General features: G+C 73.9%; 10 protein-coding genes. 2 read left to right on the top strand and 8 right to left on the bottom strand.

Annotated features, from left to right (window positions below; translation table 11 throughout):
* Positions 1-4 precede the first annotated feature (4 nt).
* From rnc to AC07DA_RS06755, 7 genes are all read right to left on the bottom strand, one after another.
* A complete protein-coding gene (gene rnc / locus AC07DA_RS06785) occupies positions 5-844 on the bottom strand; it encodes a ribonuclease III (protein ID WP_479125226.1) in 840 nt (279 codons plus the stop codon).
* 19 nt (positions 845-863) lie between these two features.
* Positions 864-1,037, bottom strand: coding sequence for a 50S ribosomal protein L32 (gene rpmF / locus AC07DA_RS06780; protein WP_007493396.1), 174 nt, complete (start codon positions 1,035-1,037; stop codon positions 864-866).
* Positions 1,038-1,039: 2 nt separating this feature from the next.
* Positions 1,040-1,684 carry a YceD family protein gene (locus AC07DA_RS06775; RefSeq protein ID WP_479125224.1) on the bottom strand — a complete coding sequence of 215 codons (645 nt, stop codon included), beginning with the start codon at positions 1,682-1,684 and terminating at the stop codon, positions 1,040-1,042.
* Between the two features lie 129 nt (positions 1,685-1,813).
* Positions 1,814-2,875, bottom strand: a complete 1,062-nt coding sequence (locus AC07DA_RS06770) for a cell division initiation protein (protein ID WP_479125222.1) — start codon at positions 2,873-2,875, stop codon at positions 1,814-1,816.
* A gap of 121 nt (positions 2,876-2,996) precedes the next feature.
* Positions 2,997-3,476: a pantetheine-phosphate adenylyltransferase gene (coaD, locus tag AC07DA_RS06765; protein WP_479125428.1), complete on the bottom strand. Its 480-nt coding sequence runs from the start codon at positions 3,474-3,476 to the stop codon at positions 2,997-2,999.
* Positions 3,477-3,502: 26 nt separating this feature from the next.
* Entirely contained in the window at positions 3,503-4,090 is a 588-nt protein-coding gene (gene rsmD / locus AC07DA_RS06760) for a 16S rRNA (guanine(966)-N(2))-methyltransferase RsmD (protein ID WP_479125221.1), read from the bottom strand.
* Positions 4,091-4,203: 113 nt separating this feature from the next.
* The gene (locus AC07DA_RS06755) at positions 4,204-7,464 is read right to left on the bottom strand and encodes a helicase-related protein (protein ID WP_479125219.1); all 3,261 of its coding nucleotides are present in this window, start codon (positions 7,462-7,464) and stop codon (positions 4,204-4,206) included.
* A 187-nt stretch (positions 7,465-7,651) separates the two neighbouring features.
* Here AC07DA_RS06755 and AC07DA_RS06750 point away from each other — a divergent pair, with 187 nt between their 5' ends.
* Positions 7,652-9,490: an HSP90 family protein gene (locus tag AC07DA_RS06750; RefSeq protein WP_479125217.1), complete on the top strand. Its 1,839-nt coding sequence runs from the start codon at positions 7,652-7,654 to the stop codon at positions 9,488-9,490.
* Positions 9,487-12,501 carry a tetratricopeptide repeat protein gene (locus AC07DA_RS06745; protein ID WP_479125215.1) on the top strand — a complete coding sequence of 1,005 codons (3,015 nt, stop codon included), beginning with the start codon at positions 9,487-9,489 and terminating at the stop codon, positions 12,499-12,501. Before AC07DA_RS06750 ends, AC07DA_RS06745 begins: the two co-directional genes overlap by 4 nt.
* Here the strand turns inward: AC07DA_RS06745 and AC07DA_RS06740 are convergent.
* Entirely contained in the window at positions 12,485-14,590 is a 2,106-nt protein-coding gene (locus AC07DA_RS06740) for a DAK2 domain-containing protein (RefSeq protein WP_479125213.1), read from the bottom strand. The genes AC07DA_RS06745 and AC07DA_RS06740 overlap by 17 nt on opposite strands.
* Between the last annotated feature and the right edge of the window lie 194 nt (positions 14,591-14,784).

Genomic DNA, 14,784 nt, shown 5'->3' with positions numbered 1-14,784 from the left:
CCGGTCAGCCGTCGACGCTGCTGCCGTCGACGGCCGTGTGGGCGGCCTGCACGGCTGCCGTCTGCGTCCCCTCGGCGGCCTTCGCCGCCTTGGCACGCTCGTCCGCGGCGGCCCGGATGGACCGCCAGGCGGACTCGGCGGCCTGCTGCTCCGCCTCCTTCTTGCTGCGGCCGGTGCCGGTGCCGTACGAGACGCCTCCGACGCGGGCGGCAGCAGTGAAGGTCTTCTCGTGGTCGGGGCCGGTCTCCGTGACCAGGTACTCGGGGACGCCGAGCCCTTCGGTCGCGGTGAGCTCCTGGAGACTGGTCTTCCAGTCCAGGCCGGCTCCGAGGTTCGAGGACTTCTCGATCAGGGGGTCGAACAGGCGGTGCACCAGCTCCGCCGCCGAGTCCAGTCCCTGGTCGAGGTAGACCGCGCCGATCACCGCTTCCAGCGTGTCGGCGAGGATGGACGCCTTGTCCCGCCCGCCCGTGCCCTCTTCACCGCGGCCGAGCCGGATGAAGGAGCCCAGGTCGAGCCCGCGGCCCACCTCGGCGAGCGCACGCGAGTTGACCACCGCGGCCCGCAGTTTGGCCAGCTGGCCTTCCGGCAGGTCGGGGTGGGTGCGGTACAGCGTGTCCGTGACCACGAGGCCGAGCACGGAGTCCCCGAGGAACTCCAGGCGCTCGTTGGTCGGCAGACCGCCGTTCTCGTATGCGTACGACCGGTGGGTCAGTGCGCGCACCAGAAGGGCGGACTCGACCTTGTAGCCGAGCCGCCCTTCCAGAAGCGTGTGGGACGAGGCCTGGTTGTCCGCCGGAGCACTCCCGCTCACGCGGGAAGACTTGTTCTTAGGCGTGGACACAGTGCCTCTCACCAGCCGCTCAGACCTCGAGGACCTGGCGCTTGTTGTAGGTGCCGCACGACGGGCACGCGATGTGCTGCAGCTTGGGCTCGTGGCAGCGCTCGCACGCAACCAGGGTGGGGACCGCAGCCTTCCACTGCGACCGGCGGTGGCGCGTGTTGCTGCGCGACATCTTCCGCTTCGGAACAGCCACGGCTACTTCTCCTGCTTCTCGTCGACGCCCGCTTCGGCGCCGCTCATCTCGTCCTTCTCGCCGTCCGACATGGTGTCGGCGAGTCCCTGCAATGCCGCCCAACGGATGTCGACGGCGTCATGGTGGTGGTCCGGGTCGTCCGCCAGCCGCGCGCCGCACTCGGCACACAGACCAGGGCAGTCCTCCCGGCACACCGGCTGCATCGGCAGTGCGAGCACCACCGCATCACGCAGCACGGGCTCGAGGTCGAACAAGCCGTCCTCGAGGAAGAGCCTGTCCTCGTCTTCCTCGGCGTCGTCGCCCGGCTCCGCGGTCACGCGGCCCCGGTCGTCGGCGTCAGGGTACGAGAACATCTCCTGGAAGTCCGCTTCGAGCTCCAGCTCCAGCGGCTCCAGACACCTTACGCACTCCCCCTCGGCCCTGGCACGGGCGGTGCCTGTGACGAGCACCCCTTCCATGACCGACTCCAGGCGGAGTTCGAGCTCGACCGGGGCGCCTTGCGGCACTCCGACGACTCCCTTGATACCGAGATCCTGGGGAGCGTCGACCGTGCGGGTCAGGCGCTGCAGCGCACCAGGCCGCCGGCCCAGCTCGTGCGTGTCGAACACGAGGGGGTTGCGGTGGTCGAGGCGGGCGTTCAGAGCCATTCCTGCTTTCGATCTTCGAGCTCAGAGGGAACGCTGCCCCGCGGTGTTCCCGGGCAGCGTTGATCGCGGACGTACACGCGACCGAAGAGCCAGGATACTGGACCTTTCGCCGTCGGCCCAATCCGGTGCTCAGCCCTGGCCGCGGCCCTGCTCGTAGGCCCGCAGCTGCTCGGCGCTGATCATGCTCGTGTCGAAGAGGCTGGTCTCGTCGAGGGCGTATCCCTGCTGGCCCTGATGGCCCTGCTGCGGCTGCTGCGCCTGGGACGGGTCGTAGGCGGCCTGCTGCGGGTCGTAGCCCTGGTAGGCGTACGGATCGGCCTGCTGGTAGCCGTACGGGTCCTGCTGGGCCGCGTAGGGCTGCTGCGGGTAACCGCCGTACGGGTCGGGCTGCTGCTGGTAGCCGTACGCCGGCTCGGGCTGGGCGTAGTCCTGCTGCCGGGCCGCGGGGCGCTCGACGGGTGCCGGCGGCTGCTCGGCCAGGGCGGCCAGGTCGGCGAGGTAGTCGGCGTCGCTGGAGTGCTGGACGGTGCTGGTGTCGTCGGCCAGGGCGCCGAGGTCGTCGGTGGCGATCCGGCCGTGCAGCTTCTGCCGGCCGCGCCCGACGGCCTCCAGGGTCTTGGCGAGCACCGCCTCGAAGGCGCCGAGCTTGGCGTCGACGTACTCGTCGGCGGTACGGCGCTGGGTCTCCGGGTCGTGGCTGCGCTCGGGAGCGTCCTCGTCCTGGTAGCCCTGCTCGTCGGTGCCGGGGCCGGTGCCGAGGAGCTTCTCGCGGCCCCGGCCCACGGAGCCGAGGGTCTTGGTGAGGACGACCTCGAAGTTGGCGAGCTTGGAGTCGACGTACTCGTCGGCCTCGGCACGGACCTCCTCGGCCTCCTTGCGGGCCTCGGCGAGGATCCGGTCGGCCTCGGCCTGGGAGCGGCGGGCCACCTCGGTGTCGGAGATCAGCGAGCCGCGCTCGGCGTGGGCGCTCTCGATGATCCGCTGGGCCTCCTGGCGGGCCTGCTCGACCATCTGCTCGCGGCCGCCGATCAGCTCCTGGGCCTGGGCGAGGGAGTCGGGCAGCGCCGCGCGCACCTCTTCCAGCATCGCGAGCAGCTCGGCGCGGTTGACCACGCACGAGGCCGACATGGGCATGGACCGGGCGCCGGAGATCGCGCTGACGATCTCGTCGAGCTTCTTCTGCACGTCCACCGTGTGCTCGCCACTCTCTACAGATGCGTTGGAGACGGACGGGACGACTGTACGGCCACGGGGTCCCCGGCGGACACCGGGTGACGGGTGGTCAGGGGCCCGTGGCGCGTCCGGGGCGCGGTCAGTCCTTGCGCAGCCGCTCGGTCAGCGCCCGCAGGACCTCGGCCGGCACCAGGTGGGACACGTCGCCGCCCCAGGTCGCGACCTCCTTGACCAGGGAGGACGACAGGAAGCTGTAGGTGGGGTTGGTGGGGATGAAGAGGGTCTCCACGCCCGAGAGGCCGTTGTTCATCTGGGCCATCTGCAACTCGTAGTCGAAGTCGCTGACCGCGCGCAGGCCCTTGACGATGGCGGGGATGTCGCGCTGCTTGCAGAAGTCGACGAGCAGGCCGTGGAAGGCCTCGACGCGGACGTTGCCGTACTCGGCGGTGACCCGGCGGATCAGGTCGATCCGCTCCTCGATCTCGAACAGGCCCTTCTTCGACTGGTTGATCATCACCGCGACGTAGACCTCGTCGTACAGCCTGGAGGCGCGGGAGATGATGTCGAGGTGTCCGTTGGTGATCGGGTCGAACGACCCGGGACAGACGGCACGGCGCACTTGTGATCCCTCGCTCTCCGGTCCGGTCATCGTGCGTCTTCGCACGTAGAGGCGGCGCGACCGTACCAAAACGTTCCCTCGCCGTAGCGACGGGACCGCAGGGGCTCGAAACCCTCGGGCCACCGGAATGCGCCGCCTCTGGTGCTGCGCTCCACGGTGACGAGGGCTTCTTCGGCGAGCCACCCTTCCGAGCGGAGTGTGAGGAGGATCTCGCGAAGATCGTCGTCCGTGACGGCGTACGGGGGGTCGAGGAAGACGAGGTCGTATGGCTCGCCGGGGGGTGCGGTGCGGATGATCTGTTCCGCTTTGCCGGATCTGACCTCGGCGCCGGGGAGGCCGAGGCTCCGCACGTTGTCGCGGACCACGCGGACGGCTCTGGCGTCGGCCTCGACGAGGAGCGTGTGGCCGGCGCCGCGGGACAGGGCCTCCAGGCCGACGGCTCCCGATCCCGCGTAGAGGTCCAGGACGCGCTCGCCGTCCAGGGGGCCGCCGAGGAGGGACTGCCAGGTGGAGAAGAGACCTTCACGTGCGCGGTCGGAGGTCGGGCGGGTGCCGGTGCCTGGGGGTACGGCCAGGCGACGTCCGCCGGCTGCGCCGGCGATCACGCGGGTCATCTTCGGTCCTTGGTCGGGGGCGGCTTTCGGTACCAGTGTGGCCGGTCGCGCCCGCGCGGCGGTAGCCGCATATGAGGTACAGCCCCGCGCCCTCGCAGGGAGGTCGGTCACCCTCATCCCTTCTCCAGGTACTGCTCCCTCTCCTCGTCCAGGAGCGCGTCCAGAGCCGTCCGGAGGGCCGGGAGACCGGTCAGCTCCGGGTCCTCGGCCACCACGGCTGTCGCCTCCTGCCTCGCCTCCGCGATGATCTCCTCGTCCTCGATGACCGCGAGCATTCTGAGGCTCGTGCGGGCGCCCGACTGGGCCTGGCCGAGGACGTCGCCCTCGCGGCGCTGTTCGAGGTCGATGCGGGAGAGCTCGAAGCCGTCGAGCGTGGAGGCCACGGCGTTCAGGCGCTGGCGGGCGGCGCTCGCCTCGGGCATCTCGGTGACCAGCAGGCACAGGCCGGGGGCCGAGCCGCGGCCCACGCGGCCGCGCAGCTGGTGGAGCTGGGAGACGCCGAAGCGGTCGGCGTCCATGATCACCATGGCGGTGGCGTTCGGGACGTTGACCCCGACCTCGATGACCGTGGTGGCGACCAGGACGTCGGTGTCGCCGGCGGCGAAGCGGCGCATGACGGCGTCCTTGTCGTCGGGGTGCATCCGGCCGTGCAGCACCTCGACGCGCAGACCCTTCAGAGGGCCCTTGGCGAGCTGGTCGGCCACGTCCAGCACGGCGAGGGGCGGGCGCTTGTCGGCGGCGTCCTCCGGGGACTCCGGGGGCTTCTTGCGGCCGGCCTTCTTCGGGTCGTCCTCCTCGTCGCCGATGCGGGGGCAGACGACGTAGGCCTGGTGGCCGTTGGACACCTCCTCGCGGACCCGCTCCCAGGCGCGGGCCAGGAAGTGGGGCTTGTCGGCGGCCGGGACGACATGGCTGGCGATCGGGGAGCGCCCGGCCGGGAGCTGGTCCAGGACGGAGGTCTCCAGGTCGCCGAAGACCGTCATCGCGACCGTGCGGGGGATGGGCGTGGCCGTCATGACGAGCAGGTGCGGGGGCTGCTTGCCCTTGCCGCGCAGGGCGTCGCGCTGCTCGACGCCGAAGCGGTGCTGTTCGTCGACCACGACCAGGCCCAGGTCGTGGAACTGCACCTTGTCCTCGATCAGCGCGTGCGTGCCGATGACGATGCCGGCCTCGCCGGTGGCGAGGTCGAGCAGGGCCTGGCGGCGGGCGGCCGTGCCCATGGAGCCGGTGAGCAGCACGACCTTGGTGCCCTGCTCGGCCCCGCCCAGCATGCCGCCCTCGGCCAGCTCGCCCATCATCTCGACGATCGACCGGTGGTGCTGCTGGGCGAGCACTTCGGTGGGCGCGAGCATGGCGGCCTGCCCGCCGGAGTCGACGACGGCGAGCATGGCGCGCAGGGCGACCATGGTGTTGTGTGTGACCGTGAAGTTGTCGGTGACGTAGGCATGGCTCGGGTGGGCGACGCTGATGCACTGGACGGGCTTCCGCCCCACGTACTCGACCGCCCGGATGCCGCGTCGGAACGTGTCGTACTCCGGCCCCGGACGCAGGCGCTCCGCCTTACGCGTGAGCCGGAACGGCGCGTGGTCGCCCGGCAGGGACACCCGCACGTCGTACGCGGCCTTCTTCGGCCGTACACGCGCCCGGCCGCCCAGCGAACGTACGAGCCATGCCACGTCCTCCGCGAGCCGGCGCGAGGCCGGGCAGAGGGAGACACCCATGCCGTCGGCCTGGACGGTGCCGCCCGTGTCCAGGAGTCCCTGCAGCACGGCAAGACGGTCCTTGACCGAGGCGTTCTTGAAGGGGTGAGGGACGAACGTGTCCTGTGACGTCCTTCCCCAGAGGCCCAGCTCGCGCAGGACCCGGATCACCGGGTTGCGCACGCCCGCGGCACGCCGCTCGGGCTGGACCGTGTAGTCACAGTGCGATCCCTGCACCGGTACCAGCCGGCATTCGGGCGCTACTGCCGCTGCCACCACGTCACGGGTCTCGTCGTCGATGAGGGACAGACGGAGCTCGTGCCGGAACGAACCGTCCCCCAGCAGCAGCCCGAGCAGGTACGGGTCGAGGGGCAGCCCGGCGTCGCCGCCGAGGTCGACCGGCTTCGCCGGCGGGATGTACCACTTCGAGGACCCGTCGGCCGCCAACGTGTCGGAACGGATCTCCCGGGTCGTCATGACCTTGGGAGCCCGACCAGGGTGCCGGTCACCGCTCGTGCCGACGATCCAGAGATGCTCGTCGTCGCACTCGACGGAACTCCCGTCGGACAGGACCAAGCGCCACACGTCGCGCTCCCCCTGGGGAAAGACGCCGTCGATCAGGGCGATGTCCCCGTCGGGCACCACCACCTCGTCGCCCACCCGCAGGTCCCCCATGGGGCGGAAGCCAGTGGGCGTGAGCACCAGTGAGTCGAGGGGCTGGGCCTTGCCCGACCCGACCTCCCCCTGCAGCAGCCGGTGCATCGGATGGTCCGTGGCCAGGTCGGCGAAGATCTCGCGGGAGACGCGCTGCTGGCCTTCGGTGAGGGTGAAGGGGAGGCGGGCGTCGAAGGCCGTGAGGAGGCCGTCCGGGGCCGGTTCGCGGGGGACCGCGGGGAGTTGGGCGTCGGCGTGGCGGCGGCGGGCGAGGGCGACCTGGAGGACGAAGGCCTCGTCCCACTTGAGGCGGGAGCGGGCGTCCTCGATGTCCGCCTTGGTGTGCGGGCGGTGGATCTTGAGGAGGGCCTCGGGGAGCGGGATGAGGCCGCGGCCCCGGCGCAGGCTTTCGGGGAGCGGGTCGACGGCCTCCCGGGCGGTGGGCAGGACCGTCTGGAGGGCTTTGCCGATCTTCCAGGACTCCAGCTTGGCGGTGGCCGGGTAGATGGGGATCAGGGCGCCCGCCCAGGTCTCCACGGACGTGCCGGGGCCGTCGGGGTCGTCGGGGTCGCCGCGGAGCAACTCGTAGGCCGGGTGGGCCAGTTGCAGACGGCGGTTGAAGACGGAGACCTTGCCCGCGAACATCGCGCGCGTGCCCGGCAGGAGCTCCTTGTGGGGCTTGTGAACGCCGTTGCCGAAGAAGACCAGTTGGAGGCGTCCGCTGCCGTCCGTGATCGTGACCTCCAGGCGCTGGCCCTTGCCGCGCGGGGCCTTGGCGGAGGCGAAGGTGTGCAGCCGGGCGTCGGCGACCTGGGCGACCACCGTGACGTGCTCGTCCATGGGCAGGTCGGCGAGGTGGGTGAGCTGGCCGCGCTCCTCGTATCTGCGCGGATAGTGGTGGAGGAGGTCGCCGACGGTGTGCAGGCCGAGGTGCTCGGCCATCACCTTCGCGGTGGCGGGGCCGAGCACCGACTTCAGGGGCTGTTGCAGCGGTTCTTCCAGTGCGGGCACGAGATCCATTGCACACCACGCCACTGACAATGGCCTCCAGGCTGCGGCCGTATCGCCGTAAAGATCCCGGAAACCCCTGGTCAGGCGGCTCGCCAGGGCCGTAGGATGACGCGCTCCCGGCCCTCTTTCGCGGTCACCGCTCCCCCGGGACCGCCCGACCCCGCGCCGTCGCGAGTCCCCCACCGGCGCCGTGAAGATGGACTCCCAGACCTCACCGGCATCCCAGCCTCCCCCTTCGCCCCCGTCACCCCACACCTTCCAGGTCGACCTGCGCGGTCTGGTCGACCTGCTCTCCCACCACCTCTACTCCAGCCCCAAGGTGTACCTGCGGGAGCTGCTCCAGAACGCCGTGGACGCGATCACCGCCAGACGCGCGGCGGAACCCGGTGCCCCGGCCCGGGTCCGGCTGTACGCGGAGGGCGGCGCGCTGCGCGTCGAGGACACCGGCGTGGGGCTCACCGAGGCGGACGTGCACAGCCTGCTCGCCACGATCGGGCGCAGTTCCAAGCGCGCCGAGGGGCTCCAGGAGGCCCGGTCCGACTTCCTCGGGCAGTTCGGCATCGGCCTGCTGGCGTGTTTCGTCGTCGCCGAGCGGATCCGGGTGGTCAGCCGCAGCGCCCGTGCCCCCGGGGCGCCGCCGGTGGAGTGGACGGCGTGCGACGACGGTTCGTACACCGTGCGAACCCTGCCGGACGCCGAGCGGCCCGAACCGGGCACCACCGTGCACCTGGTGGCCCGGGCGGGGGCCGCGGAGTGGCTCGCGCCCGAGCGGGTCGCGGCGCTGGCCCGGGACTTCGGGTCGCTGCTGCCGTACGACGTCCGGGTGGACGGCGAGGCGGTCACCGACCTGCCCGCGCCCTGGGACCGTCCGTACCCGGGTCCGGCCGCCCGGCGGGTCGCCCTCGCCCGGCACTGCCAGGACCTGTTCGGCTTCGCGCCGCTGGACACGATCGACCTGTCCGTGCCGCTGGCCGGTGTCCGCGGGGTGGCGTACGTGCTGCCGGCGGCCGTGAGCCCGGCGCAGCGCGCGGGGCATCGCGTGCACCTCAAGGGCATGCTGCTGACCGAGCGGGCCGAACAGCTGCTGCCCGACTGGGCGTTCTTCGTGCGCTGCGTGCTCGACACGGACAGCCTGCGGCCGACGGCCTCGCGCGAGGCGCTGTACGAGGACGAGACGCTGGCGGCGGTGCGCGAGGCGCTGGGCGAGCGGATCCGGGCGTGGCTGACGGGCCTGGCGGCCGGTGATCCACAACGGCTGGCCGCGTTCCTGGCCGTGCACCACCTGGGCGTGAAGTCCCTGGCCCGGCACGACCGGGAGATGCTGCGCACGATGCTGCCGTGGCTGCCGTTCGAGACGACCGACGGGCGGCTGTCGCTGGAGGAGTTCGCGCAGCGGCACCCGGTGGTGCACTTCACGCGGACGGTGGAGGAGTACCGGCAGGTGGCGCCGATCGCGTCGGCCCAGGGCATCGGCGTGGTCAACGGCGGTTACACGTACGACAGCGAGCTGGTGGAGGCGCTGCCGTCGGTGCGGCCGGGGACCGTGGTCGCCGAGCTGGACGCCGAGACGGTGACCGCGCACCTGGACGCGGTCGACCCGGCCGAGGAGCTGGCCCTGTCCGGCTTCCTGGCCGCCGCGCGGGCCCGGCTCGACCCGCTGGGCTGCGACGTCGTCCTGCGGGCGTTCCATCCGCTGTCCGTGCCCGCGCTGCACCTCGACGACCGGGACGCCCGGCACGAGCAGGCCCGGGCGGACGCCGAGGCACGGGCCGACGACCTGTGGGCGGGGATCCTCGGCTCCCTGCGCGGCAGCGCGCCCCGCGCGCGCCTGGTGCTCAACCATCTCAACCCGCTGGTGCGGCGGATCAGCGCCCTGCCCGACACGGAACTCATCGGCACGGCCACGGAGTCGCTGTACGGGCAGGCGCTGCTGATGGCCCAGCGGCCGCTCGGGCCCGCCGACTCGGCGCTGCTCAACCGCGCGTTCATCGGCCTGCTGGAATGGGCCACGCACACCGAGGACGGCCGGGCATGACGGAGATCACGGATGTCGACGCACTGCGCCGGGCGATGGCGGAGAACTCCGGGCAGCCGGAGGGACCGGCCCGCAACGCGCGCGCGGAGGAGTTGCTGGCGGCGGCCGAGAAGCTGAACGTGCCGCTCGCCGTCATCGAGGCGCTCGGACACCAGCTGAAGGTCTACAACTACAGCTCGGAGAAGGGGAAGATGTTCGTCCCCTTCGCGCGGCTGCTGCGCATGTGGGACGAACGGCCCGGGGACTTCGACGAGTACGAGGCCCACTCGCTGCACTGGGTCTTCAAGTGGGTGTCGTCCGGCATGCTCGACCAGCCGCACATCCCGCTCGCGTCGATCGAGAACTGGCTCGGCGAGATGGAACGCCGGTACCGGCTCGCGGGGTACTCCGAGGGCGCCGTGCGCAGCGCCGAGCACAGCGTGGCCGCGCATGTCGGGGACGTGGCCCGCGCGGAGCGGGCGTACGCCGCGTGGCTGGCCGCCGACCGGGACGCGATGTCCGACTGCCACGCGTGCGAGCTGCACGCGCAGGGCTGGTGGCAGGCCGAGCTGGGCCGGGACGCGCAGGCCCTTAAGCTGTGGCGGCCGGTGCTGGAGGGCCGGTTCACCTGCGCCCACGAGCCGCACACGGTCCTGGCCTCCTCCCTGGTCCCGCTGCTGCGGCTGGGCCGCCTGGACGAGGCCCGGGCCAACCACCTGCGGGGGTTCCGGATGGTCCGGGCCATGGAGAGCATGCGCGGTGCCTACGCGGAGCACGTGGAGTTCTGCGCGCTGACCGGCAACGAGGCACGGGGGCTCGATCTGCTCGCGGAGCGCCCGGCGTACTTCACGGACGACGGGCAGCCCCGGAGCAGGCTGGACTTCCTGAGCGTGGTGGCCCTGCTCATGGACCGCCTCACCGGACTCGGTCTCGGCGACCGGCTGGTGCCGGGCCCGGCCGGCCGGGAGTGGACCGCGCGGGAACTGGCCGCACACGCGCGGGCGGAGGCGCTCGCCCTGGCAGCCCGTTTCGACGAGCGCAACGGCACGGCACACGTCGGCGAGCGGGCACGCGCGCGCATGGCGCGGAAGCCGCTGGCCGAGCGGTTGCCGCTGGGGCTGCGGCCGGCCGGGCCGGTCCCGGTGCCCGCTCCCCCGCCGGTCGCGGAGCCCGTCGCCGGGCAGCCGGACCTGCCCGCCCTGCTGGCCGAGGCACGGCGGCTGTCGGACCACCTGCAACCGCACGCCGTGGAGGCGTGGGCGGCGGTCGCCCGGGCCGCGCGGGGCGTCGGGCTGGACCCGCGCGACCGGGCCGAGATCGCCGACCACGAGGCGATGGGCCTCGGCCCCGCGGGTGCCGCCCTCTTCGAACGGGCCGCCGTGCTGTACGCGGAGGCCGGCGACCCGGGCGAGGCGCTGGCGGCACGCGCGCGTGCGGCGTACGTACGCGCGCTGGGGGGTGAGGTCGCGGAAGCGGTCGCGGCCGTGGCGGGGCCGTACGAGGAGGTCCTCGCGCTGTACGCCGCCGGGGGCACGGGGACGCGGCAGACGGCGGCCGTCCTGATGGGCCGGGCCCGGATCCTGCTGCGACGGGCGCACGCGACGGAGGGCCCCGGGGCGCAGGCGGTGTACGGCGCGGCCGAGGCGGCCGTGCGCGAGGTCCTGGCGCTGGTCGAAGGCCGCACCGGGGAGGACGTGCGGCTGGCCGCGCGGGCCGCCGAGGGGCAGGCGATGCTCGGCGAGCTGGCGGGGCTGCGGGGGGACCTGGCGGCGGCGGTGGAGCTGTTCGGGCGGGGCGCGGCGGCGTTCGTCGCGGCGGGGCTGCCCTGGTTCGCGGTGGAGTACGAGGCCCGGCTGGCGTCCCTCGCGCACCACCTCGGCGACATGGCCGAGGCGGAACGGGCGGTGCGGGCGGCCCTGGAGCACGGTGGAGCGCACCTGGAGGCGCCGGGGCGGGCCCGCCTGCACCTCCAGCTCGCCGAGCTCCTCGGCGACCGGGACGAGCCCGTGGAGGCCGCGCAGCACGCGCTGGACGCCGCGCACTGGGCCGACGAGGCGGGCGAGAGCAGCACGCTGGGCCCGTGGGCGCGGCAGCAGCTCGGCGGGTTCCTGCTGCGGCAGGGGCGGTGGGCCGAGGCGGCGGAGGTGCTGGAGTCGGCGCTGCCCGACCTGACCGCCGAGACGCACGGCGACGGGGCGGTCGTGCAGACGCTGTGGTGGCTCGGCGACTGCCTGAGCGAACTCGGCGAGCACCGCGCGGCCGCCGAACGGCGCCTGCGGGCCGCCGACATCGCCCGCACCTGGCCGGAGCAGCACGACCACGCGACCCTCGCGCACCTGGCCGGGGAGTCCCTCGGGCAGGCGGGGCTGGCCGCCGAGGCGGACCGGGCCTACACGCGCGCGGGCGACCTGTGGCGGGCCCTCGGCGAGGTCGCCGGGCTGGTGCGCTCCCTGCGGGCCCGGGCCTGGCTGGCGGTGCGGGCGCGGGACGGACGGGAGCGGGCCCGGGCTCTCATGGCGGACGCGGTCCGGGAGTGCGAGGCGGCCCGGGACGCGGCGGCCGACGAGGAGTCCCGGCAGCGGTTCACCGCCGAACTCGGGCACACCCACCTGCAGTTCGGCAAGCTGCTGGCGCCGTCCGGCTCCGAGGGCGTCACCGGGGACGCGCACCCCGCGGAGTACGAGGAGGCGCTGTCCCGGCTGCTGCGGTCGGCCGAGGTGTTCGCCACCCTCGGGGACGCCGCCCTGCACGACCGGACCGGGGCCGAACTCGCCGCGGGGTGGCTGGAGGCCGAGACGGGCCGACTCACCGACGCCGCGGCACGCGCGCGTGCGGTGCTGGCGGCGTACGCCGGTCCCGGCGGGTCGGACTCCGACGGCTCCGACGGCTCCGGCGGCGGAGGCGACGACCACACCGGAGGCGGCGACGGCGACCGCACGACGGTCCGGTCCCGGCGGTCGGAGGCCCGGCAGCTGCTCCGCCTCGCGACGGAGGGCCGGGAGGAAGCCCCCCGTCCTACTCCACGCCGATGAGCAGCAGGGCCCCCTGCCGTCCGCCCCGGTACACGACCGTGTCGACGGCGAGGTAGCCCTCGCGGACCCGGCCCTCCAGGTGCTCGGCGACGGTGCCGGGCACGTCGTCGCCGAGCACCAGGGTGACCATCTCGCCCCCGGCCGCGAGCATCCGGTCCAGGACGGCCTCGGCGGTGGCGGTGACGTCCGAGCCGATCACGGCCACGTCGCCGTCGATCAGACCGAGGACGTCGCCGGCCTGGCAGATGCCCGCCATGGTCCAGGACTGGGCCTCGGCGACGGTGACCTCGGCGTAACGGGTGGCTCCGGCGGCCGAGGTCATCGACACGACGTCCTCGTCGAAGCGGCGCTCCGGCTCGTGCACGGCCAGCGCCGCGATGCCCTGGATCGCCGAGCGGGTCGGGATGAGGGCGACGCGGACGCCTTCCGTGCGGACCTGCTCGGCGGCCGCCGCGGCGGTGTGGCGCAGCTCGGCGTCGTTGGGCAGCAGCACGACCTCGCGCGCGTGGGCCCGCCGTACGGCCTGGACGAGCTCGCCGCTCGCGGGCGGCTCCCCGGGGCGGGCGAGCACCGTGGTCGCGCCGGCCTCGGCGTACAGCCCGGCCAGGCCCTCGCCGGGCACGACGGCGACGACGGCGCGTTGCGCGCGCTCCCGGGGTACGCGCTCGGCGCCCGTGGTGTGCACGTCATGGGCGCCGAAGTGCGTGATCCGGATCCGGTGGGGACGCCCGGCCTCGATGCCGGCCTCCACGGCGGCGCCCGCGTCGTCGACGTGGACGTGGACGTTCCACAGCCCGTCGCCGCCGACCACGACCAGGGAGTCGCCGAGGGCGTCGAGCCGCTCCCGCAGCCGCGCGACGGCCGCGTCGTCGGCCTCCAGGAGGTAGATCACCTCGAAGGCGGGGCCGTCCTGGCGGGGCGCGGCGGCGTCGGCGCTCCCGCCGGGGTCGGCACAGGCCGGGGCGGCGCCGGCGGCAGGCGCCACGCGCGCGTGCGGCGCGTCCACCGTGGGACCCGGCCCACCGGGCGCCCCGGGACCGGCCGGTCCCGGGAGCCCGTCCGGCCGCGCCCCCGGCGGCTCCTCGGGCTCCGGCGCGGGCAGGGCACCGGACGGCGTCCCCACGGAACCGCCGGACACCGCCTGGGACACCGCATCCGGCAGCGTTCCCGCCGAGCCGTCTGCCTCCGCCCCGGCCACCGCACCGGACGGCACCGCCGGGCCCCCGGACGCCACCTCGGGCGCCCCAGCGGACGGCTCCCCCACCGAACCCCCGGTCCCCTCTCCGGCACCGGACGGCACCCCCGTCGAACCTTCGGCCCCGGCCCCGGGCACCACGCCCGGCCGGGTCCCCGGCCGCTCCCCGCCCCCGCGGGCCTCCGGCACCCGGCCCGTGCCCGCCACCGGCCCGCGCGGCCGCTCCCCCGTGAACGTCTCCACCAGCGCGCCGAGCACGGCGACCAGCCCCCGCCCGCCCGCGTCGACCACACCCGCGCGTTCCAGCACGGGGAGCTGGTCCGGGGTCTCGGCGAGGGCCTCGCGGGCTCCCTCGTAGGCGGCCCGGGCGACGTTCCCGCAGTCGCCCTCTGCCCCGTCGGCGGCGTCGGCGGCGGCCGAGGCGACCGTGAGGACGGTGCCCTCCACGGGGTGGGCCACGGCCTGCCGGGCGGAGTCGGCCGCGTGCCGCAGGGCGAGCCGCAGGCCTCGGCCGTCGGCCTGCGCGCCCCCGTCACCGGCCAGCACCTGGGCCATGCCGCGCAGCAGCTGGGCGAGGATCGTCCCCGAGTTCCCGCGGGCGCCGATCAGCGCCCCGTGCGCCATCGCCCGGGCCGCGTCGGCCAGGGTCGGCCCTTCGGGAGGGGAGTGCGACGCACGCGGCGAGCCCGCCGCGTGCCCGGCGAAGACCGCCTCGACCGCCGCGACCGCGGATTCCACGGTCAAATACAGGTTCGTGCCGGTGTCGCCGTCGGCCACCGGGTAGACGTTGATCGCGTCGATCTCCTCGCGCGCCCGCCCCAGCGTCTCGAGCGCGAGACCGCACCAGGTGCGCACCGCGAGAGCATCGAAGAATGTCTGCGGCACCTGCGCCACCGCGCCTCCCTGAGCTGCTGGACGTGGCAGGCAGCGTAGACCCCGGGGCGGTCCCCACCGGAAGAGGGCCGGGGGCGGGCCCCTGAGCTGCCGTGCTAGTTTTCTTGTACGGGTGCAGCCGTTGTATGCTGCTCCGGTTGCCCGATCCTGATCGGGCTTTCCCACCTGGCAGCGCCACTCAGATCTCGCCGGCT

It is taken from the genome of Streptomyces sp. NPDC044921, assembly GCF_056432865.1.
This window is presented reverse-complemented; position numbering and strand designations above follow the sequence as displayed.